This is a genomic window from Corynebacterium zhongnanshanii, assembly GCF_014490575.1.
GTDB classification, from domain to species: Bacteria; Actinomycetota; Actinomycetes; order Mycobacteriales; family Mycobacteriaceae; genus Corynebacterium; species Corynebacterium zhongnanshanii.
In genome coordinates this window covers 975,283-995,819 of record NZ_CP061033.1, presented here as the reverse complement: position 1 = coordinate 995,819, position 20,537 = coordinate 975,283, and the positions used below count along the sequence as shown (strand labels likewise).

The window sequence follows — 20,537 nt, the reverse complement described above, 5'->3', positions numbered from 1 at the left end:
AGGACACATGTCACACCTAAACACGGAGAAGATCCGCGAGGATTTTCCCATCTTGAGCCGCACCGTCCGTGACGGCCACTCCTTGGTGTACCTGGACTCCGGCGCCACAGCCCAACGCCCTGTCCAGGTGCTCGATGCTGAGCGTGCCTTCCTGACGACACACAATGCTCCCGTTCATCGCGGTGCCTACCAAATCGCGGAAGAGGCAACGGATGCTTATGAAGACGCGCGCGAGGCCATCGCGGACTTCGTGGGCGCCGAATGGAACGAGCTTGCCTTCACGAAAAACGCCACCGAGGCGCTCAACGAGGTGGCCTTCGTTCTGGGCGATCCACGCTCGGGCGACCTGGCTGTGGGGCCGGAAGATGAGATCGTGGTCTCCGAAATTGAGCACCACGCAAACCTTGTGCCATGGCAGGAGCTCGCCCGGCGCACCGGCGCAACTCTTCGCTGGTATTCAGCCACGGAGGATGGCCGCATCGACCTGGACTCTCTGGAGCTTTCTCCTAAGACGAAGGTGGTTGCGCTCACGCACCAGTCGAATGTGACGGGTGCGGTGCTGGACGTTCGCGAGGCTGTCTCGCGGGCGCACGCAGTCGGCGCAGTGTTTGTGCTGGATGCCTGCCAATCCGTGCCACATATGCCCGTGGACTTCCATGACCTGGATGTTGATTTCGCGGCCTTCTCCGGGCACAAGATGCTCGGCCCGAATGGTGTGGGCGTGTTGTACGGCAAGAAGGAACACCTGAATGTGCTGCCTCCATTTTTAACCGGCGGGTCGATGATCGAGAAGGTCACGATGGAGGGAACCACATTCACGGAAGCTCCTCAGCGCTTTGAGGCGGGAACCCAGATGACCAGCCAGGTAGTGGGCCTGGGGGCCGCGGTGAATTACCTGTCTGAGGTGGGCATGGACAACGTTCATGACCACGAGCTGGAACTCACGGACTATGCTCTGCAGAAGCTTCAAGAGATCGAGGGCTTGAGGATCATCGGTCCCACCACAACGGAATCCCGCGGCAGCGCGGTGAGCTTCGTGGTGGACGGGATTCACCCTCATGATCTGGGCCAGGTTCTGGACGATCACGGTGTGAGCATTCGTGTGGGCCACCACTGCGCGTGGCCTGTGCACACGTGCATGGGTGTGCAGGCCACGGCACGTGCAAGCTTCTACCTCTACAACACCACGGATGAGGTGGATCGTTTGGCGGAGGCTATCCGTTCGGCTCAGGTCTTTTTCGGCACGGTGGAACAGTAGTAGTGGGGCTTAAGGTAGTTTTATGAAATTGGAATCGATGTACCAAGAGGTCATCCTTGACCACTACAAGCACCCGCAGCACGCGGGGTTGCGTGATCCTTTCGACGCCGAAGTGCACCACGTAAACACGTCATGTGGCGATGAACTGACGCTGCGTGTCACGCTGTCCGAGGACGGCTCCACCGTGACCGATGTGTCCTACGACGCCATCGGGTGCTCCATCAGCCAGGCCTCCACCTCCGTGATGGCCGAGGAGATCGTGGGCAAGCCCGTCCGGGAGGCCTTCGAGAAGCTCGCCGAGTTTGAGCGCATGATCACCTCCCGCGGCAAGGTGGACGGCGACGATGAAATAATCGGCGACGGTGTTGCGTTTTCTGGAGTGTCGAAGTATCCGGCTCGTGTGAAGTGCGCGCTGCTGGGATGGAAGGCTTTCGAGGCTGCCGCGTACGACGCAGGTGCGAAACCGCAAGCAGGCGACGATGCCGAGACAGCAGAATAGAACTCTCACGAAAAACACAATCGACGAGGTAAAACCATGACTGAGCAGGACAACCCCAACCCATCCTCCCCAGAGATGGACCCCAACCCCTTAGAGGCTGTTCCCGAAGGGCCGAAGGAGCGCCCGGCGGAGATGGCTATTCTTGCCGGGAAGGTGGAGGAGTACCTCATGGATGTGATTGACCCGGAGCTGGGGATCAACGTGGTTGATCTTGGACTGGTGTATGACATCTGGGTTGAGGACGGTCACCGTGCCGTGGTCAACATGACCTTGACGTCTCCGGCCTGCCCGCTTCAGGACATGATCGAGGATCAGGCTAACTCCGCGGTGCTGGGCAACGTGGATGAGATCAGCGAGCTGCAGATCAACTGGGTGTGGACCCCGGCGTGGGGCCCTCAGATGATTAACGACGAAGGCCGCGAGCAGCTGCGCTACCTCGGCTTCTCGGTGTAACGCCGCGAGGCCTGGCACTGCCTGCGGCCCCGGCGCAGGGTGTGCCCCAGAATCCGCCACGGGCTCCTCCACAACGGTTGGAGGAACGCGTGGCGGATTCCTGTATGTTTCCGCAGTGTCCACATGGTCCTGGCAACCCCAAGACCATTGTGTCCTTCGAGGTAGGCCACCTGATGCTGCGTCTCAAGCCGGAAGAAGTGCTGGAAAAAGTCCTGGAGTGTGTCACCCTCTGCACGCATGATGAGCTCGGCACCGAGGTTTCGCAGCCAGAATGCCAGCTCCTTATTGGCCTGCGCAGCTACCCAGCGCCGCCACGACTGGCGTATGCCCAGGATCTCATCCAGCAGCGTATCCGCCCACGCGGCGGAATGTGCCACAGAATAGCCCGTCGCGGGGTTAATCAAGCCCGCGCGAGCGCCGAAACATACGCTGCCGTCTCGCGCCTGCGCTCGTGTGCCCATGGGGATGCACACGTGTTCCTCCCGCAGCACCGCGCTGTCGAACGCGTCCCGGGCGACCACGCCTTGAGCGTCCAGCCGGTCCCTCAGCTGCTCCCGCAGTTGCGCCACCACTCGGTGATACTCTTCCGCCGACGGGCGCAGCCGATGCGCCAACAGAGTTTCCTCAAACAGCGTCCCATCAGGCAAGTTCTGCACGTAGAGGAAGGACGGCAGTTCCCCCGAGGGGCTCCAATCCATGAACGTAGGCTCGGCGGCTTTATCCATCACCACGCCCACGGCAATCTGAAACGCCGCGTTGTCTCGTGGGGCACCGGTGCAGTCCACCACAGGCAGTGCAGAAGATGCCGCCGATACAGAAGACAGTTGCCGAATACCCTCCGCGTCCACGCTCTCGGTGTGCACCACCGCAACCTGGCGCACCGCTTCCACCACAGCCGCGTTATCCAGGATCCGATAGTGAAAATCCGGGCTGACCGTCTCGCGAGCCACGACCCTTAACTCATAGGGGGCCGAGAGATAGGGGAGAAGCCAGGAGGGGAGATGCTGGGCGTCGAGTATCCCATACGTGGCAGGCCATACCCGCAGCCCTCGTGGATCATGGATATGGGGGCGGAGTCCCCGGTGCGCGGCGCGCAGAGCAAGGAACGCACCCGCGGGGCCGGCGCCAAGGATATGAAGATCGTCCACCCGACCGAGTGTAACCAATCCTCGAATGCCACCAACCACCGCTTCGGCAGACAGGTAGCGCCACCGTGCGTGGAGGCTGCTAAGCTGACTCTTTGTGATTGTGACCAATGACCTCGAAGTACGTGTTGGAGCCCGAACCCTCCTGAACGCCCCAGGGCAAATGCTGCGGGTGCAGCCGGGTGACCGCATCGGCTTGGTTGGTCGCAATGGCGCGGGCAAAACCACCACTATGCGCATCCTTGCGGGGGAGGGCGAGCCCTATGGTGGTTCCGTCACCCGCTCCGGCGAACTGGGTTACCTGCCGCAGGACTCCAAGGAGGGCGATATTGAGCAGACCGCGCGCGACCGTGTGCTCTCCGCCCGCGGGCTGGATCAGATCCGCAACCAGATGGAACGTCAACAGGAGTTGATGGAGTTCAGCGAATCCGAGACGAAGCGGGATGCGGCGATTCGGAAGTACTCCCGCCTGGAGGAGCGCTACCAGGCGCTGGGTGGCTACGAGGCGGACAGTGAAGCCGCTCGCATCTGCGACGCTCTCGGTCTTCCGGAACGCGTGCTGGATCAACAGCTGAAAACGCTCTCCGGTGGTCAGCGCCGCCGTGTGGAGCTAGCGCAGATTCTCTTCGCAGCGACGTCCGGATCGGGCCGTTCCCAAACCACGTTGCTGCTGGACGAGCCAACTAACCACCTGGATGCCGACTCCATCACGTGGCTGCGTGGATTCCTGTCGAAGCACGAGGGCGGCTTGATCATGATCTCCCACGACGTGGAGCTGCTGGAGGACGTCTGCAATAAAATCTGGTTCCTGGACGCCGTGCGCGGCGAGGCCGACGTGTACAACATGGGCTGGAAGAAATATCTCGACGCCCGCGCGACCGACGAAGCCCGCCGTCGACGCGAACGTGCGAATGCAGAAAAGAAGGCCAGTGCGCTGCGACAGCAGGCGGATAAGCTCGGCGCCAAGGCCACGAAGGCGAAGGCTGCCAAGCAGATGGCAGCCCGCGCCGACCGGATGATGGACAGTCTGGACGAGGTACGCGTAGAGGACCGGGTGGCGTCCATCTCCTTCCCAGAGCCGGCGCCGTGCGGCAAGACCCCCATGAACGCCAAGGGACTGACGAAGATGTACGGCTCCCTGGAGGTATTCGCGGGCGTTGACCTGGCCATTGACAAGGGCAGCCGCGTGGTGGTGCTGGGGTTCAACGGCGCTGGTAAGACCACGCTGTTGAAGCTCCTCGCCGGAGTGGAGAGAACCGATGGCGAGGGCGGCATTGTCAGCGGCTACGGGTTGAAGGTGGGCTACTTCGCCCAGGAGCACGACACGATTGATGGGGAGAAGTCCGTGTGGCAAAACGCCATCGAGGCCTGCCCGGACGCCGGCGAGCAGGACCTGCGCGGCCTGCTCGGCGCGTTCATGTTCTCCGGGGAGCAGTTGGATCAGCCGGCGGGCACGCTGTCCGGTGGTGAAAAGACCCGTTTGGCATTGGCGACGCTGGTGAGCTCCCGAGCAAATGTCCTGCTCCTGGACGAGCCGACGAACAACCTGGATCCCCAGTCGCGCGAGCAGGTGCTCGATGCGCTGCGTACCTACACGGGAGCGGTGGTGCTGGTGACCCACGACCCCGGTGCTGTGAAGGCCTTGGAGCCAGAGCGCGTCATCGTCCTTCCCGATGGCACCGAGGATCTGTGGAACGACGAGTACATGGAGATCGTGGAGCTGGCCTAACGGGAAGCTCGAGCTGCGGCGCGCTCCCTACAGAAGTCAGCGAAGTGCTTCAACAAGCTGTTGGAGACCGACGTATCGTGCCCCTTGAAGGCGGCGTACGTGGCCGCGAGCTTCTGAGGATCCACGTAGCCATCCTCTTCGTAGAAACTCAGACGGCGCGTAATCGCATCCCCATCCATCTCGGGGTGGAATTGGCTGGCCCACATGGTGTCTCCCAGACGGTACATCTGGGTGGGGCACTGGGGGCTTGTGGCCAGCAGGGTAGCGTTCGGTGGCAGCTCCACCACAGAGTCCTTGTGCCCGGTCATCACGCGAAACGGCGAGGTGATCCGGGACGTGAGGGGGTCGCGGCGGCCGGCGTCGGTCAAAAAGGCGGTGGACACCCCTGGGGTCTCGGAATAGGACGCATTGACCTTCCCGCCCAGGTAATGCGCGACCATCGCGGTGCCGTAGCAGGCGGCGAAGATGGGAATGCCCTCCTCGCCGGCCTCGACCTGCGAGGTGATGAAGTCCACCAGCTTGCGGGAGACCGCGTCCTGCCAGTGCTCATCATAGGGATCGGTGATGGTGAAGGGGGAGCCACCGATAAACACGCCGGTCACGCCGGTCATGTCGCCCAGGGTTGCCTCTGGGGTGTCGAGGGCGCGCTGTTCCAATTCGTGTTCGGAGAGTTGGGCGAAGCGGAGGAAGTCCTGGTATTCGGCGGCGAGGACCTCTTCGCCGCGGCGAGGACACAATAGTACGAACGTCACACACTCAGCATAACAGACCGCTTGGTCTATTTACTAGATTTCAGCCGGGCCACGGCCGTGTGCTTTGCGTGAAGGAGAACCGTTGACGCAGGCTCAGCGCACCCCGGCGTGCGTCAACCCCGCACAGATCTGCTGACGCGTCAGTCCCGTCGCAATGGTCGCCGTGTGTTCCTCGTGGCCATCAATCCACCGCGCAACAGTCCATCCATTGAACGCCTCAGGCTCCAACAGATCCAACGGGGTAGGAGCCGTGTGCAGATCCAACGGCACACCGTTCCTATCCGCAGGCGCGGAGAAGGGCGCAGAATCGAATTGGAATAACTCCTCGCCCTCCGCCGAACAGACCTGCACCCGAGCCTGGAAATAATAGCGCGTGTCCTGATCCAGAGCCTTCGTCCCCTGGTGATGGGACATGTGGGACACCCACACGGCCCCCACGCGGGCGGGCGCGAAGCGCACCCAGCCGTTGTCCCAGGCGCGCTCTACCAACGCCACGCGGCGTCGGTAGGCGCGATGACTCACCGCCACACCCGCCAGCAGTGCTACCGCGATGACCCCCACGGCAACGGCCAGGAGCACGTTCCCGGCCAAGCCCACCGCAACGGCCCAGATCACGCAGCCAGCCGCGCCCAGCAGGCATAAACCTCGGCCCACACCCACACCGGCGACGGGACGCGGTACGGGCAACTGTCCGTGACTCGCCAAGGCCTCGGTGAAGCCGGTCTGACGGGGATCCGTGCTCTCGCCCTCGCGGGGAGAAGAGATGCTCGCAAGGACACTCGGCTGCGCCAACGCCTCCTCAGCCTGCCCGTGAGTGGTACTGGCGTGCGCGTAGTCAAAAACCTTCATTAGTTCCTGAAGCCGTGAACCGGCGCTGGAATGAAGCCTCCACGGTCAATAAACTTCTGATTGCCCACGGAGTTCAGCGTGATGATCGGGGCGTACCCCAGCAGACCACCGAAGTCCACCTCGTCGCCCACGCCCTTACCCGGCACAGGGATGACCCGCACAGCGGTGGTCTTGTGGTTCATCACACCGATAGCCGCCTCGTCGGCAATCATGCCGGAAATCGTGGCTGCAGGCGTATCACCGGGAACGGCAATCATGTCAAAGCCCACCGAGCAAATGGCCGTCATGGCCTCCAACTTGTCGATGGAAATGGAGCCGGAACGGACGGCGTCGATCATTCCCTTATCCTCAGACACAGGGATGAAGGAGCCCGATAGACCACCCACACGCGAGCAGGCCATGAGCCCGCCCTTCTTCACCGCGTCGTTGAGCAGCGCCAGCGCCGCCGTGGTTCCGTGCGTACCCACCTGGTCCAGGCCCATGTGTTCCAGAATGTGAGCCACGGAATCGCCCAGCTCGGCGGTAGGGGCCAGGGACAGGTCCACAATGCCGAAGTTGACTCCCAGACGCTCCGCGGCCATTACGCCCACGAGCTGGCCGGTTCGGGTGATCTTAAAGGCTGCGCGCTTGATTTCCTCGGCAACCTGGTTGAGGGTGGCACCCTCCAGGGATCCCACGGCGCGATCCACCACACCGGGGCCGGACACGCCCACGTTAATCACCACGTCTTGCTCTTCCAGGCCATGGTAGGCGCCCGCCATAAACGGATTATCGGACACGGAATTGGCGAAGATCACCAATTTAGCGCACGCGATGGCGGCCTCATCCTTCGTCATCTCCGCACATTCCTTAATGACGTGACCCAAGCGGCCAATGGCATTCATATTGATGCCGGCGCGGGAGGTTGCCACATTGACGGATCCACAGACAACGTCGGTGGTGGACAGTGCCTCGGGTAGGGAATTAATGAGCCGCTTTTCGCCGGCCGTGGCGCCCTTCTCCACCAGCGCGGAATAGCCTCCGATGAAGTTCACTCCCACTTCATTGGCCGCGCGATTGAGCGCCTGGGCGATGAGCACGGGGTTGCCCTCCACCGCCGTCGCCAACACGCCCACGGGGGTCACGCTAATGCGCTTATTGACGATCGGGATGCCTAGTTCTCGCTCAATCTCTTCACACACGGGAACCAGGTTTCGAGCCGTGGATACCACGTGGTCATAGACGGCCTCCGCGGTGTCCTCCATCGTGGCGCGAATGCACGGCACAAGGTTAATGCCCATGGTCACCGTGCGGATATCCAGGCGATAGCGTTCAATCATCTCGATAGTTTCGAGAATATTCATGCTATTGCCGTCGCCAAACGCGGACATTGTGGAGGGGGAGGAGAGGCCAGAGCTGGAAGATTCAGAATAGGAGGAGGAAGAGCGGGAAGTCACAGACAGGGATTCCTTTATCGAGGAGAGGTCACGGGACACGTTCGGTGGCAACTGAGCGCTAGATTTGATGCATCGCGCTGAAAATAGCTTCAGATTGCACCCGGATGACCAGCTTTTCCTGGTCCTCGACTGCCTTCATGGCATCTTGAATATCGGAAATTCCGTGAACGTCATCGTCGAACTGTACGTGCAGGATCATGGTGAAGTACTTGTCCATGATGGTCTGGGAGACATTGAGGATATTGACGTCCAGCTCTGCGCACTTTGCAGAAACAGCAGCAATGATGCCGGTGTGGTCCAATCCGGTGACAGTCATAATTGCAATCATGGGATCTATCGTAACCCGGCGCCGTGCCCCATGCGCGTTAGGGGAGCCCCGTGGTGTGAGACATGCATAAAGGCCCCCGGTTATCCGGGGGCCTTTATGCATGCAGAGCACTTACGCTGTACACGCAGAGCGCCTACGCTATGCGCACACGGCGCCTACGCGCGGAGCATGTTCTCCACATAGTCCAGCGTGGCCGGCACATCAGTGGAGCCTTGGCCTTGGGCCAGGCGAGCCAACACGCCTTCCAGCACGGTTTCCAGCAGCTGCGCCATGGTCTCCACGGAAACGTCTGTGCGCAACTGGCCACTGTGCTGTTGTTCCCTCAAGCGTTCCCGAACGGTGGTTCTTAAGGACACTTGATCCAATTCCCATTTGGCAGAGAAACACGGATCCATATTCACGCGGCGAATAATCTCCACGCGCATGCCCCACCAGTCATTCAGTTTTTCATCAGTCATCATGACGCGAATGGCGCCAATCAGTCCTTCGCTTGCAGCAATATCCGCCATGCGCTTCATGTCATCGTGGGCTACTGCTAAGAACAATGCGTCCTTATTCCCATAGTGGTGAAAAATAGCACCGCGGGATTTCCCGGTTGCTTCTTCCAGCCGCGCGACGGTGGCCCCGTCGTATCCATAGGTCGCAAAGCAATGCCGAGCTCCGCTGAGGATTTCGGATTTCTTTTCCGCTAAGTCCACATCACTTACTTTTGGCATGATCTTCTAGAACTTTCTGCCATGGTGATAGTTAACAGTCGCAGGATGGTGCAACAAAGGCGGCGGGGTTGAGAAATCGTCTCAACGCGCGCCGCCTTCATCGTGGTGGCTTCCCTTAGAGCGGGGAAGCCTCATCCTGTGAGCTCCGTGAGCGCTGGTGGATGACTACTGAGCCATCATGTTGCGCAGCACGAACTGCAGGATGCCGCCGTTGCGGTAGTAGTCAGCCTCACCAGGGGTGTCGATGCGGGTGACTGCATCGAACTCAACGGTCTCGCCGGACTCCTTGGTTGCGATAACCTTCACGGTCTTTGGAGTGGTTCCGTTGTTCAGCTCCTCGATGCCCTTGATGTCAAAGGTCTCGGTGCCGTCGATGCCCAGGGACTTCCAGGACTCGCCAGCAGGGAACTGCAGTGGAACAACGCCCATACCGATCAGGTTGGAGCGGTGGATACGCTCGAAGGACTCTGCGATAACAGCCTTCACGCCGAGCAGCAGGGTACCCTTCGCAGCCCAGTCACGGGAAGAACCGGTTCCGTACTCCTTACCACCCAGAACAACCAGTGGGGTGTTCTGCGCTGCGTAGTTCTGTGCAGCGTCGTAGATGTAGGCCTGTGGGCCGCCTTCCTGGGTGAAGTCGCGGGTGTAACCACCGGAGATGCCGTCCAGCAGCTGGTTCTGCAGGCGGATGTTCGCGAAGGTACCGCGCACCATGACCTCGTGGTTACCACGGCGAGCACCCAAGGAGTTGTAGTCCTTGCGCTCCACGCCGTTGGCGTCCAGGTACTGTGCCGCAGGGGTTCCTGGCTTGATGGTGGAAGCAGGGGAGATGTGGTCGGTGGTGACCGAGTCGCCCAGCAGTGCCAGAACGCGTGCGCCAGCGATGTCGTTGACTGGTTCTGGCTCCTTGCTCATGCCATCGAAGTATGGAGCCTTGCGGATGTAGGTGGACTTCTCGTCCCAGGCGAAGGTCTTGCCGGTTGGGGTCTCCAGACCCTGCCAGCGCTCGTCGCCCTTGAAGACGTCCGCGTAGTCGGCGGTGTACAGCTCCTTGGTGATGGAGGAGGCGATGGTCTCCTCGATCTCCTGGGTGGTTGGCCAGATGTCGCGCAGGAAGACGTCGTTGCCGTCCTGGTCCTGACCCAGTGGCTGGGTCTCGAAGTCGAAGTCCATCGTTCCGGCGATTGCGTAGGCAATAACCAGGATTGGGGACGCCAGGTAGTTCATCTTGACGTCTGGGTTGATGCGGCCTTCGAAGTTACGGTTACCGGACAGCACAGCGGTGGCAGCCAGGTCGCCCTCGTTGATGCCTGCGGAGATCTCCTCTGGCAGCGGGCCGGAGTTACCGATGCAGGTGGTGCAGCCGTAGCCGACCAGGTAGAAGCCCATAGCCTCGAGGTCCTTCCACAGACCGGAAGCCTCGTAGTAGCCGTTGACAACCTGGGAGCCAGGGGCCATGGAGGTCTTCACCCATGGAGCGGACTTCAGGCCCTTGGCAGCAGCGTTGCGTGCCAGCAGACCTGCACCGATCATCACGGATGGGTTGGAGGTGTTGGTGCAGGAGGTGATGGATGCGATGGCAACCATACCGTGGTCCAGCTCGATGTCCTCGCCGTTGTAGTTCACAACGGTTGGGTTGGATGGGCGGCCGTCTGCACCGCGTGCTGCGGATGGCAGGTTGCCCTTAGCGTCCGCTGCGGATGCTGGGGTCTGCTCCACGCCACCTTCGGAGTCCATGTCGGTGGCAGCCTCGGTGTCCACAACGTCGATGTAGTTGTGGAGGTCTTTGCGGAACTGAGCCTTGGCGTCGGACAGTTCGATACGGTCCTGTGGGCGCTTTGGACCAGCGATGGATGGAACGACTGTGGACAGGTCCAGCTCGAGGTACTCGGAGTACTCGACCTCGGCCTCTGGGTCCAGCCACATGCCCTGCTCCTTGGCGTAGGCCTCAACGCGGTCCAGGGTCTCCTGGTCGCGGCCGGTCAGCTCAAGGTACTTGATGGTCTCTTCGTCGATCGGGAACATGGCGGCGGTGGAGCCGAACTCTGGGGACATGTTACCGATGGTTGCGCGGTTAGCCAGTGGCAGTTCGGCGACACCCTTGCCGTAGAACTCAACGAACTTGCCGACCACGCCGTGCTGACGCAGCATGTCGGTGATGGTCAGAACGACGTCGGTGGAGGTCACACCGGTCTGGATCTCGCCGGTCAGCTTGAAGCCAACAACGCGAGGGATGAGCATGGAGATTGGCTGGCCCAGCATTGCTGCCTCGGCCTCGATGCCACCAACACCCCAGCCCAGGATGCCCAGGCCGTTTTCCATGGTGGTGTGGGAGTCGGTACCCACACAGGTGTCTGGGTATGCCACGCCGTTGTTGTCGAAAACGGAGCGTGCCAGGTACTCGATATTGACCTGGTGGACGATACCGGTTCCTGGAGGAACAACGCGGAAGTTCTCGAAGGCGCCGGTGCCCCAACGCAGGAACTTGTAGCGCTCGTCGTTGCGCTGGTACTCGATGGCAACGTTCTTCTCGAAGGCCTCAGAGTCACCGAAGTTCTCGATGATCACGGAGTGGTCGATCACCATCTCTGCTGGGTTCAGCGGGTTGACCTGGTCTGCGTCGCCGCCGAGCGCGACCACTGCGTCGCGGATGGTGGCGAGGTCGACGATACAAGCAACACCGGTGAAGTCCTGCATGATTACGCGTGCAGGGGTGAACTGGATCTCGATGCTTGGCTCAGCGGTTGGATCCCAGTTGGCGATTGCTTCGATGTGCTCGCGAGTGATGTTCTTGCCATCCTCGTTGCGCAGCAGGTTCTCGCCCAGAACCTTCAGGGAGTATGGCAGCTTCTCCATGCCGGGCACTGCGGACAGGCGGAAGATGTCGTAGGTCTTCTCGCCAACCTCTAGTGGGCCCTTGGCATCAAAGGAGTTAACGCTTTCAGTCATAGGTAGCTCCTGAGTCTCTTCTCTTAGTCGTTCGTGTCGCCACCGCGAAAGCATCGAGGGTATCGGTGCTTTGTGGTCCGAGTTCGTCAAGGACGTTGGGCGCGGGTGCCAACTACTACAGTGTAGGCAGAAGTCGTCGCGCGACGTCGACTCAGAGTTTAACAGTACGGTCGTTATGCTGCCGAATTGGTGGGCTACCAGCGTGTCACGAACCCCCCTAAACTAGTGAGGCTGGTAAAAACCTGGGTAGCCCGTCGCTGCACACCAGTGAATTACTTCTATTTTTGGAGCTATAGATGTCCTTAGACGCCACGTCTTTTGGGTCTTTGGGAACCGTTGACCTCCCCGCGATAGCCAACGTCCTGCGCACCGGTGACGTCTATGTCTCCTCCGATCTTTTTGGACCCGACGCCGAAGCCTCCGTCACAACGCTGTCCGACAATATTCAGGCATCTATTGATTCAACGCTGGCAGATCCCGCAATGAAGGAAGCCCTTGGGGTAGTCAAGGTGGTTGTGGTGAGCCGGAGTGAGCAGAACGGACAATTCGCACGCGATATCGGGCAGGCACTACTGGACAACACGGATGCGGACACCGTGGTGGTGGATACCCAAGCTGGCCGCCATAACGACACAGTGTCTACCTCCATTTCGCGAGCTCGGATTGAGAAGAACCTGCCGAAGCTCTCAGGCGAACAGTCAGCCGAATCTATCGAGAGCTACCTTCATGCCATCGCAGAGCCTGAATCAACCCTTGCCGTCAATTCCCTAACCTTGACTGCAGTGATCGTCACAGTTCTGATTTCTACCTGGGCCGTGCTCATCACTTTCCCGCACGTAAAGAAGCGATCAGAGATATCCCGTCATCGCCGGTAATTCCGCAGCAAAAATAACTATCTTTCCCGTCAAGCACACAGGCTTGACGGGTCTCATTTTTCCATTGAGAGTTATGGGGCTACTTGAGGGTTTCGCAACACACCACGCCGCCACTTTCTAAAATGTGACGAGTATCACAATTCTTATATAACGATCTGGTAACGCCCTGGTCAAGTCAGCAGTCGCGACTCATGTGACTAATGTGAAGCATGGTGTAAGCGGGAAAAGAGTTCACAGGATTGACCAGAGTGTCCTAGGGTTCTTGCTGTCAGTCTGAGTTACGGATTTGACCCACTGTGATTCACATGAGGAATCGCATGCCACACCGTGAAGAGCGCAAGAGTCTCTTTCGGGACCGGTACTAGCCGCATGGGGAAGTGCGATTAGCCGGACCGGGGAGACGCGCGTGCCACATGCGGTACGGCGGCACCACCTCATCAGTGCGTCACACGAAGAGTTCTACAGGAGTTTTACGTGAGCACACGGCAGATCCAACGCCGCGCGACTACCGCAAAGATCGGGCGGAGCAGTCGCGCACTCTTGGCGTTCACTGCAACCGCAGGCGTCACCTTCCATGCGACTACGTTCCCTACCGCCCTGGCAGACGATCAGGCATCCGTCGAGTCTTACCTCGCCGACCTTGTTGGTCAGGTAACCGACGCTGAGAGTCAAGTGTCTGAACTTGAAGGAAAGATCGGGGGACTGCGCGAGTCCAGTAACAAGGCCCGCGTTGACCTCGCTCAGGCGCAGGATGAGGCCCAGAAGGCCCAGGACGCGGTGAACTCAGCTCGCGAACGCCTGGACAAGAGTGACAAGGACGTCACGGATGCCCAGAGCAAGCTGGACGAGATCGCTCGATCCGCCTACGCACAGGGCGGCGACGCCCTGGCGGTGAACCTGGCCGCTGGCGGTTCCGATGCCGTTGCTGACACTCTTGATCGCAGCTCGTTTATCAAGTTGGCCACGGAGAAGCAGCAGTCCGAGGTTGATCGCCTCGACCTTGCTCGTACCCAAACCGCCAACGAAGAATCCACGTTGCGTGCATCCCGATCCACTGCGGACAGTGCCTTGTCCTCCGCAGTCGATGCATACAACCAGGCGAACGAAGCTCTTCAGCAGTCCATGAACACCTTGGCCGAACTTCAGCAGCGCTATCAGCAGCTGAAGGTTGACCGCGAGAAGGCAGAGGCTCGTCTCCGCGCTGCGCGCAGCGCTGTCGATACCTTGGCTAACTCCAACCCAGAGGCGTCGAGCTTTGATAAGCGCCGCGCCGCCGAGGAAGCGGTCAGCAAGGCCGATAACGACATCAGCGCTATCGACGCAGCCAAGGATGAGGACGAGGCAGAGGCTCAGACTGAGGAGACTCAGGCCGCAGAAGACACCCAAGCCGCGGAGGATTCTCAGGCGGTTGAGGGCGACGCGTCCGACGCTGACAGCGACATGGACTCCAACTCCGCCGATGTCACCCCCTGGGCGGGTACCGCCAAGGGCGGGAAAAAGAAGAAGGCCACGTCATCCGTCAAAATTCCTGATGTATCCGGAATCCAAACCACGTTTGAAGGCTCCTCCTCCGGTGACTCGCAGCGCCAACAGGCTATTAACGGCCTGGTGAAGGCGGGCGAGGCCGCTGTGCTGGCAGGCTTCACAGCCTACGCCGGTAAGGGTGATGAGAAGACCGCCGCCCAGGCAGCCATCAAGGAAGGCCGCCGGGTCGCCGGTGAGCAGTACGACGCAGCCATGGCGAACCAAGCCAACGCCACCACCACTGGTGGCGGTACTACGACGACCACCACGGACAGCGCTACGGCAACCGCAACCACGGGAACGACGGATTCGACCACCGGTGGCACGACCGACACCATGGACTCGACCACGGGTACCACTGGAACCACGGACTCGGACTCCACTACCACCGGCGCTACGGGCACCACCGGCACCAACGGAACCGCGACCACTCAGAGCACCAAGCCCGCTGACTCCAGCGTGGACACCTCCGGGGATGCCGCAGCAAAGATCGAACGCGTCATCGCACGCGCCAACTCCCAGCTGGGCGTGAGCTACGCCTGGGGTGGCGGCGGACCGAACGGCCCAACACTCGGCATCCGCGACGGTGGAGTAGCAGACGCCCACGGCGACTACGCCAAGGTAGGCTTCGACTGCTCCGGCCTCATGATGTACGCCTTCGCAGCCGTGGGCATCCAGCTGTCCCACTACTCCGGATACCAATACACCGCCGGTCGGCAGGTGCCGGTCTCTGAGGCAAAGCGTGGAGACATGCTCTTCTGGGGACCAGGCGGCAGCCAGCACGTGGCGCTCTACCTCGGTAACGGACAGATGATCGAGGCACCACAGTCCGGCTCCACGGTGCAGGTGTCCAACGTCCGCTGGAGCGGGATCCAGCCCATGGCCGTGCGCTTGATCGAGTGACGCGCTAGCGCGGGCACCTCGCGCTGAAGGCTGCTAGCGCACCAGCTCCCGCAGGGCATAGTCCACGGCGACCATCCGCGCCACACGGACAGCTTTCATCATCGGCAGGAGGTGCGGATCCAGATCCGCGCCTCCTGCCGATCGTGTGCTCAGGTCAATAATCGCCGCCACTGTGTCCGCCCTCGCCATCAGGCGCTGGCTCCGCGTGGGAACCCCCGGTGGGACACCAGGCAGACCAAAGGCATCGGCCAGGCTTCCCACCGCCAAGCGAACGCCCTGCGCGCCACCGCGGAAGGACACAAGCCCCGGGCTGTGGCCCGAAGATTCCACCATCCGGGTGGAGTTCTCCACCGCGTGGCGCAGCATCTCATCGGCCTCTCCCGGACTGTACACGGGCAGCGGAGGCACGGGCTGATCCACCACGTACCACGTCCACAAAACCTCCTCGGGAAAGCCCTCGAAACCCCCGCCAGAAACGAGACCTGGAGCGTGGTCCTGCCTCGGAGACTCACCCGACACCACACCCACATCTGGGACGAGGACGTGGCACCGAGCAGGCTGGGCGTCGGATAAAACAATCCCAGATCCCACCCGCATCACATGATCGGCAGCGCCCGTCCCCGCGGGCAACAGGGGAACATCGCCAGGGCCAGCCAACAACAAAGACACCAACGGGCGATCCTCCAGCCCCATCGGCGCCTCCTCGGTCACCTCGCGGGCCTTGGCCATCAGACCCACCAACCCCGCGACCGGCGCCTCCGGAAGGATCTCCGGGGCGATCGCCGCCACCTCATCGGCGAACACGACCCGATGCCTCGAGCCCTGCACCGCATGAAACGCATCGATCACATAATCCGCACCGATCACGTCATGCAACCACCAGCCCAACCACAGGGCAGTATTTTGCACAGGCGACCACAGCTGTCGATACAAAGTGTTGGGAGATTCGATGTATGTCACCCGCATTAGCCTAAGCTTGTTGCCCATGAGCTTCAATCACCACGATCCCTATGGCGGCGATATTCTCAAGGGTCATGCCCGCCAAGCACGGAAGACCTATCCCCAGATCCCTGCGGAAAAGGACATGGTTGTCGAGGTCATCGCGGATGATTTCGTGGGCGCTATCGTCGGCGGGGAACGAACTGCGGAGGGGGATTTCATTCGCCTCGAGGATCGTTACGGCGCCACCCGCCTGTTTAAACTCCGCGAGGGAGCGTTCCTGCTGGAGGGGCAGCAAGTCACGCTGACGCGCTACATCGACCCCACGCTCCTCCCGCCGCAGCAGCGCATGTCCAACTCCGGCTCCCGGAAGGTGCAGGGGGTTCAGGCCAAGGTTGCTGCCCCTTCGCGCATCTGGGTGGAGGGACTGCACGACGCCGCCATCGTGGAGCAGGTGTGGGGCCATGACCTGCGGGTCGAGGGAGTGGTGGTCGAGTTCATCGAGGGGCTGGACAACTTGCCGGAGATGCTGCGGGAGTTCGGACCTACCGCCGACCGACGCGTGGGCGTGCTGGCCGACCACCTCATTGAAGGAACCAAGGAATCCCAGGTCGCCCGGGGCCTTGGACCGCACGTCATGGTCACCGGCCATCCGTACATTGACATCTGGGAAGCGGTGAAGCCCTCCAGCGTGGGGATCACAGCCTGGCCACAGGTGCCGCGCGGGGAGGATTGGAAGACAGGAGTGTGCGAGCGACTGGGGTGGGGGACTCCGCGCGAGGGCTGGGCGCGGGTGTACCGTTCCGTGCACAGTTTCCGCGATCTCGATTCCTCGCTGATCTGCGCGGTGGAACGGTTGATTGATTTTGTGACCGAGCCGCAGGGTTATTAGGTGGCTGGACGATTAGGACACTGGACTATTAGACCGCTGGACAATTCCTTGCGTGGAATTGTTCTCTGCACAAAATGCTGCCAACAGATAAGGTAGAGCTATGGGTCCAATTGTTTGGTTAATCGTCGCTGTAGTGTTCGCTGTTGCCGAAATGCTCACGATGGATTTTTCCCTCCTGATGCTGGCATTGTCCGCGCTCGCCGTGTCCGGCGTGGCACTCGCGGACGTGCCGCTGTGGGTGGAAATCGTCACCTTTGCTGTCTCCTCCCTGGTGACGTTGCTGGCAATTCGACCTCTGTTGAAGAAACGCTTTCACACCGATTCCGGCTCTGAGCGCTTCAGCACCAAAGAGCTGGAGGGCAAAACCGCCACCGTGGTGGAAGCGATCTCTGCGGCATCCGGATCCTCCGGGATGGTCTCCATCGACGGCAATTTCTGGACCGCCCAGGCCGCACACGCCGGCGAAGATTTAGAGCAGGGAGACGTGGTGCAGGTTCTTGAGATCCGCGGGAATACCGCGATCGTCTGGAAAGGCATCTAGCACGCTAAGCCCACTACCAGCGAAGAGAGTAGACAAATGTCACCATCACTCATTGTCACGGGTATCGTCGTCGCGCTCATTATTGTGATCATGCTGAAATCCATCGCCCTGATTCCTCAGGGCGAGGCAGCGGTCATCGAGCGTCTCGGCAAGTACACCCACACCGTATCTGGAGGGCTCACCCTCCTTGTCCCCTTCATCGACCGCATCCGCGCCAAGGTGGACATCCGCGAGCAGGTGGTGAGTTTCCCGCCGCAGGCCGTGATCACCAAAGATAACCTGACCGTTGCGATTGATACCGTTGTGACGTTCCAAATTAACGACGCCGCCGCGGCCATCTACGGCGTAAACGATTACCTGGTGGGCGTGGAGCAGGTCTCTACCGCCACGTTGCGTGACGTGGTGGGTGGAATGATGCTGGAGGATACCCTCACGTCCCGTGAGACCATCAACCAGCGGCTTCGTGGAGAGTTGGACACCGCAACCACCAACTGGGGCCTGCGCATCGCGCGCGTGGAGCTCAAGGCGATTGATCCGCCACCGAGCATCCAGAAGTCCATGGAGCTGCAGATGCGCGCGGAGCGTGAGAAGCGTGCCATGATTCTGACCGCTGAGGGTCAGCGTGAGTCCGATATCCGCACCGCCGAGGGTGAGAAGCAGTCCAAGATTTTGTCTGCCGAGGGTGAAAAACACGCGCGGATCTTGGCTGCCGAGGCTGAGCGCCAGGCGGAGATCCTGCGCGCTGAGGGTTCCCGTGCTGCCGCCTACATTGAGGCCCAGGGTAAGGCCAAGGCGATCATGAAGGTCAGCGCCGCGATCCGCTCCTCGCAGATCACGCCGGAGGTTCTGGCCTACCAGTACTTAGAGACGCTGCCTGAGTTGGCCAAGGGTGACGCTAATAAGACGTGGATGATTCCTACACAGTTTGGGGATTCTCTGCAGCAGTTCGCCCGTTCCATGGGCTCCGCAGATTCCGATGGTGTGTTCCGTTTCGAGCCCGCTCCGGTGGACGAGGAGACGAAGAAGCTGGCGACGGAGGACGAGGAGGAGCACTGGTTGCAGTCCAGCGCTACGGAGGAGATCGCCGAGGCAGTGGCTCAGGCCAATGCCGAGGCCGCGAAGACCGTGGACCAGGCCGCACCTACGAACTCCCTCGGTCAGTAGGGGGACTGCAGCTGCTCCACGCGGGCGAGCATGTGGATGGCGAGGTTCCATCCCGCTTGCTCGGCCTGCCATCCGGCTGCGGCTAAGCGCTGGCTCATAGCCTGCTTTGATATTCCCACTTCGGCCGCGGCCTCACTCTGGCTCAGACCCGATCGCAACAGGGCAGTGGCCTCGCGGCCTTCTTTGGTGCGACGGGCCAGCACGTGGGCGAGGAGTGTAAAGGCGGACACCACGTCGTCGGCCACCTCGGAGGCATATCCCGGGGCGACCACCGCACCGGGGCCTGGCATCTCGACCCGCACGGCCACGTGCGTTGCCTTGAGGCTGGGTTGGATTGTCCGCTGGGCCGCGTCCTTCAGGTGCTGGTGGATCTCCTCAACAGAGTCGTAGTATTCGTTGAGCTGAGACTCGGCTCCGGCAATCACGCCGATGCCGATGGCGAAGTCTCCCGCCTGAAGCAGGCTGAGCACCAGGCCGCCGGTGTGTTCTGCATTGTCCGACAGGCAGACAAAATCTTCCACGCCGATGGCGTCCACGGACAGGACTGCGGCGGATTGGGAGAGTGCGTGAACAATGTCGCGTACATAGGCAGCCCGTCGACGAGAGCGACCTCGGTACGATGCATGGATTGCGAACATACCCCTTAAGTTACACCGACGTGTCGTGTTGTTTGAGTTGGGCACGCCAGTTCAGCAGCTCTCGGGCAGACAAGGCAAATCCACTGACTACAACCACGAAGCTCAAGGCCAGGATCCATGGACTGGAACCCGACGCCAGGGCGTCCGCTGCCATCACCGTGGCAATGGTGTTTGGCGCCGACCCCACCACCGTGGAGAAGAGGAAGCCAGCCATGGGCATCATCGCCAACCCGCAGGAGTAGTTGAGGATGGAAAAAGGGATGGCCGGGACCATCCGCATACCCAGGACCGCGATCCATCCACGCTCAGCCACGATGCCCTGGAGAAGGTGCAGGCGGTTGTCTCCCTGAGTTTTCTTTTCGACCCAACGTCGGCCGAGGCGTCGGACTAAGGTCAGCGAGATCATGGCAGACAGCGACAGGCCAATCAGCGCCACAACGCTGCCCAGAACGGCCCCGAAGAGCAGGCCGGCAGCAATCGTCCACACGGTGCGGGGCAGGGGGAATTGCGTGAAAAACACCATGAGCACGATGAACACCACTGGAGCCCAGGTTCCTGCGGCTTGGACCCGGTTTCTGATGTCTTCGGGATCAGGGAGTGGCGCGAAGCGCATGAGCGCCAGCAGGGCGAGCAACAGGACAATGGCGAGGAAAATCTTCCGATACTTGCGGAAAAAGTGAGGACGCCCCGTGTCTTGTGTGTGGGTTTCCCTCTGCTGATCCATAAGCTGTGAACCCCCAAAGCTGATCACGGAGGGAAAGAAGTGTGTCCGGAGGGGGACTTGAACCCCCACGTCCATTAGTAGGACACTAGCACCTCAAGCTAGCGCGTCTGCCATTCCGCCACCCGGACCTGGGTGAAGCTCTTCACAGTTGTGAAGGCAACGCGGATTACTTTAGTACCAGTGGCACTGAGAAAACAAATGCACAGCTCAACACAATCGTTAT

General features: G+C 60.9%; 19 protein-coding genes and 1 tRNA gene. 9 read left to right on the top strand and 11 right to left on the bottom strand.

Annotation, left to right across the window (positions count from 1 at the left end; translation table 11 throughout):
- The first annotated feature begins 7 nt into the window (after positions 1 to 7).
- The 3 genes from IAU67_RS04460 to IAU67_RS04450 are packed head-to-tail and all read left to right on the top strand — an operon-like array spanning position 8 to position 2,210.
- Positions 8 to 1,258, top strand: coding sequence for a cysteine desulfurase (locus IAU67_RS04460; RefSeq protein WP_151841530.1), 1,251 nt, complete (start codon positions 8 to 10; stop codon positions 1,256 to 1,258).
- Positions 1,259 to 1,280: 22 nt separating this feature from the next.
- Entirely contained in the window at positions 1,281 to 1,757 is a 477-nt protein-coding gene (gene sufU, locus IAU67_RS04455; RefSeq protein WP_151841529.1) for a Fe-S cluster assembly sulfur transfer protein SufU, read from the top strand.
- 36 nt (positions 1,758 to 1,793) lie between these two features.
- On the top strand, positions 1,794 to 2,210 hold the full coding sequence (locus tag IAU67_RS04450) for a metal-sulfur cluster assembly factor (protein WP_151841528.1): 417 nt from the start codon (positions 1,794 to 1,796) through the stop codon (positions 2,208 to 2,210).
- On the opposite strand, the gene IAU67_RS04445 is transcribed toward IAU67_RS04450, so the two are convergent.
- Entirely contained in the window at positions 2,189 to 3,358 is a 1,170-nt protein-coding gene (locus IAU67_RS04445) for a lycopene cyclase family protein (RefSeq protein WP_151841527.1), read from the bottom strand. The genes IAU67_RS04450 and IAU67_RS04445 overlap by 22 nt on opposite strands.
- 94 nt (positions 3,359 to 3,452) lie before the next feature.
- Between IAU67_RS04445 and IAU67_RS04440 the strand changes: the two genes are divergently transcribed.
- The gene (locus IAU67_RS04440; RefSeq protein WP_151841526.1) at positions 3,453 to 5,084 is read left to right on the top strand and encodes an ABC-F family ATP-binding cassette domain-containing protein; all 1,632 of its coding nucleotides are present in this window, start codon (positions 3,453 to 3,455) and stop codon (positions 5,082 to 5,084) included.
- On the opposite strand, the gene IAU67_RS04435 is transcribed toward IAU67_RS04440, so the two are convergent.
- The 6 genes from IAU67_RS04435 to acnA form a co-directional block, all read right to left on the bottom strand.
- Positions 5,081 to 5,836 (bottom strand): glutamine amidotransferase-related protein, encoded by a 756-nt coding sequence (locus tag IAU67_RS04435; protein WP_151841525.1) that lies wholly within the window; start codon positions 5,834 to 5,836, stop codon positions 5,081 to 5,083. The genes IAU67_RS04440 and IAU67_RS04435 overlap by 4 nt on opposite strands.
- Positions 5,837 to 5,929: 93 nt before the next feature.
- Positions 5,930 to 6,685, bottom strand: a complete 756-nt coding sequence (locus tag IAU67_RS04430) for a hypothetical protein (protein ID WP_151841524.1) — start codon at positions 6,683 to 6,685, stop codon at positions 5,930 to 5,932.
- Positions 6,685 to 8,055, bottom strand: a complete 1,371-nt coding sequence (locus IAU67_RS04425; protein WP_151842371.1) for a PFL family protein — start codon at positions 8,053 to 8,055, stop codon at positions 6,685 to 6,687. The genes IAU67_RS04430 and IAU67_RS04425 overlap by 1 nt, the downstream gene beginning before the upstream one ends.
- Before the next feature lie 124 nt (positions 8,056 to 8,179).
- Positions 8,180 to 8,449 (bottom strand): ACT domain-containing protein, encoded by a 270-nt coding sequence (locus IAU67_RS04420; RefSeq protein WP_151841523.1) that lies wholly within the window; start codon positions 8,447 to 8,449, stop codon positions 8,180 to 8,182.
- Between the two features lie 155 nt (positions 8,450 to 8,604).
- On the bottom strand, positions 8,605 to 9,165 hold the full coding sequence (locus tag IAU67_RS04415; protein ID WP_151841522.1) for a TetR/AcrR family transcriptional regulator: 561 nt from the start codon (positions 9,163 to 9,165) through the stop codon (positions 8,605 to 8,607).
- A 165-nt stretch (positions 9,166 to 9,330) separates the two neighbouring features.
- Positions 9,331 to 12,114, bottom strand: a complete 2,784-nt coding sequence (gene acnA, locus IAU67_RS04410; RefSeq protein WP_151841521.1) for an aconitate hydratase AcnA — start codon at positions 12,112 to 12,114, stop codon at positions 9,331 to 9,333.
- A 296-nt stretch (positions 12,115 to 12,410) separates the two neighbouring features.
- On the opposite strand from acnA, the gene IAU67_RS04405 reads away from it, so the two are divergent.
- Together IAU67_RS04405 and IAU67_RS10040 are read left to right on the top strand one after the other, a co-directional pair.
- Positions 12,411 to 12,989 (top strand): Rv1476 family membrane protein, encoded by a 579-nt coding sequence (locus tag IAU67_RS04405; RefSeq protein WP_151841520.1) that lies wholly within the window; start codon positions 12,411 to 12,413, stop codon positions 12,987 to 12,989.
- Positions 12,990 to 13,463: 474 nt separating this feature from the next.
- Entirely contained in the window at positions 13,464 to 15,416 is a 1,953-nt protein-coding gene (locus tag IAU67_RS10040; protein ID WP_280527185.1) for a DIP1281 family NlpC/P60 protein, read from the top strand.
- A 33-nt stretch (positions 15,417 to 15,449) separates the two neighbouring features.
- Here the strand turns inward: IAU67_RS10040 and IAU67_RS04395 are convergent, their stop codons facing one another.
- The gene (locus tag IAU67_RS04395; protein WP_483400392.1) at positions 15,450 to 16,376 is read right to left on the bottom strand and encodes a hypothetical protein; all 927 of its coding nucleotides are present in this window, start codon (positions 16,374 to 16,376) and stop codon (positions 15,450 to 15,452) included.
- Positions 16,377 to 16,401: 25 nt separating this feature from the next.
- On the opposite strand from IAU67_RS04395, the gene IAU67_RS04390 reads away from it, so the two are divergent.
- The 3 genes from IAU67_RS04390 (at position 16,402) to IAU67_RS04380 (ending at position 18,952) form a co-directional block, all read left to right on the top strand.
- On the top strand, positions 16,402 to 17,247 hold the full coding sequence (locus tag IAU67_RS04390) for a DUF3097 domain-containing protein (protein WP_151841518.1): 846 nt from the start codon (positions 16,402 to 16,404) through the stop codon (positions 17,245 to 17,247).
- Positions 17,248 to 17,347: 100 nt separating this feature from the next.
- Positions 17,348 to 17,788: an NfeD family protein gene (locus tag IAU67_RS04385; RefSeq protein ID WP_151841517.1), complete on the top strand. Its 441-nt coding sequence runs from the start codon at positions 17,348 to 17,350 to the stop codon at positions 17,786 to 17,788.
- A gap of 36 nt (positions 17,789 to 17,824) precedes the next feature.
- Entirely contained in the window at positions 17,825 to 18,952 is a 1,128-nt protein-coding gene (locus IAU67_RS04380; protein ID WP_151841516.1) for an SPFH domain-containing protein, read from the top strand.
- Here IAU67_RS04380 and IAU67_RS04375 read toward each other — a convergent pair.
- From IAU67_RS04375 to IAU67_RS04365, 3 genes are all read right to left on the bottom strand, one after another.
- Positions 18,946 to 19,590, bottom strand: a complete 645-nt coding sequence (locus IAU67_RS04375; protein WP_151841515.1) for a DNA-binding protein — start codon at positions 19,588 to 19,590, stop codon at positions 18,946 to 18,948. The genes IAU67_RS04380 and IAU67_RS04375 overlap by 7 nt on opposite strands.
- A gap of 10 nt (positions 19,591 to 19,600) precedes the next feature.
- Positions 19,601 to 20,314 carry a TVP38/TMEM64 family protein gene (locus tag IAU67_RS04370; RefSeq protein ID WP_151841514.1) on the bottom strand — a complete coding sequence of 238 codons (714 nt, stop codon included), beginning with the start codon at positions 20,312 to 20,314 and terminating at the stop codon, positions 19,601 to 19,603.
- Positions 20,315 to 20,356: 42 nt separating this feature from the next.
- A tRNA-Leu gene (locus tag IAU67_RS04365) sits at positions 20,357 to 20,442 on the bottom strand.
- Positions 20,443 to 20,537: the final 95 nt, after the last annotated feature.

Bases quoted from the DNA above. Each gene is read 5' to 3' on its own strand.
- IAU67_RS04415 (WP_151841522.1), bottom strand. From the start codon at position 9,165: ATGCCAAAAGTAAGTGATGTGGACTTAGCGGAAAAGAAATCCGAAATC.
- sufU (WP_151841529.1), top strand. From the start codon at position 1,281: ATGAAATTGGAATCGATGTACCAAGAGGTCATCCTTGACCACTACAAG.
- IAU67_RS04370 (WP_151841514.1), bottom strand. From the start codon at position 20,314: ATGGATCAGCAGAGGGAAACCCACACACAAGACACGGGGCGTCCTCAC.
- IAU67_RS04405 (WP_151841520.1), top strand. From the start codon at position 12,411: ATGTCCTTAGACGCCACGTCTTTTGGGTCTTTGGGAACCGTTGACCTC.
- IAU67_RS04420 (WP_151841523.1), bottom strand. From the start codon at position 8,449: ATGATTGCAATTATGACTGTCACCGGATTGGACCACACCGGCATCATT.
- IAU67_RS04390 (WP_151841518.1), top strand. From the start codon at position 16,402: ATGAGCTTCAATCACCACGATCCCTATGGCGGCGATATTCTCAAGGGT.
- IAU67_RS04425 (WP_151842371.1), bottom strand. From the start codon at position 8,055: ATGTCCGCGTTTGGCGACGGCAATAGCATGAATATTCTCGAAACTATC.
- IAU67_RS04430 (WP_151841524.1), bottom strand. From the start codon at position 6,685: ATGAAGGTTTTTGACTACGCGCACGCCAGTACCACTCACGGGCAGGCT.
- IAU67_RS04450 (WP_151841528.1), top strand. From the start codon at position 1,794: ATGACTGAGCAGGACAACCCCAACCCATCCTCCCCAGAGATGGACCCC.
- acnA (WP_151841521.1), bottom strand. From the start codon at position 12,114: ATGACTGAAAGCGTTAACTCCTTTGATGCCAAGGGCCCACTAGAGGTT.
- IAU67_RS04385 (WP_151841517.1), top strand. From the start codon at position 17,348: ATGGGTCCAATTGTTTGGTTAATCGTCGCTGTAGTGTTCGCTGTTGCC.
- IAU67_RS04375 (WP_151841515.1), bottom strand. From the start codon at position 19,590: ATGTTCGCAATCCATGCATCGTACCGAGGTCGCTCTCGTCGACGGGCT.
- IAU67_RS04380 (WP_151841516.1), top strand. From the start codon at position 17,825: ATGTCACCATCACTCATTGTCACGGGTATCGTCGTCGCGCTCATTATT.
- IAU67_RS04460 (WP_151841530.1), top strand. From the start codon at position 8: ATGTCACACCTAAACACGGAGAAGATCCGCGAGGATTTTCCCATCTTG.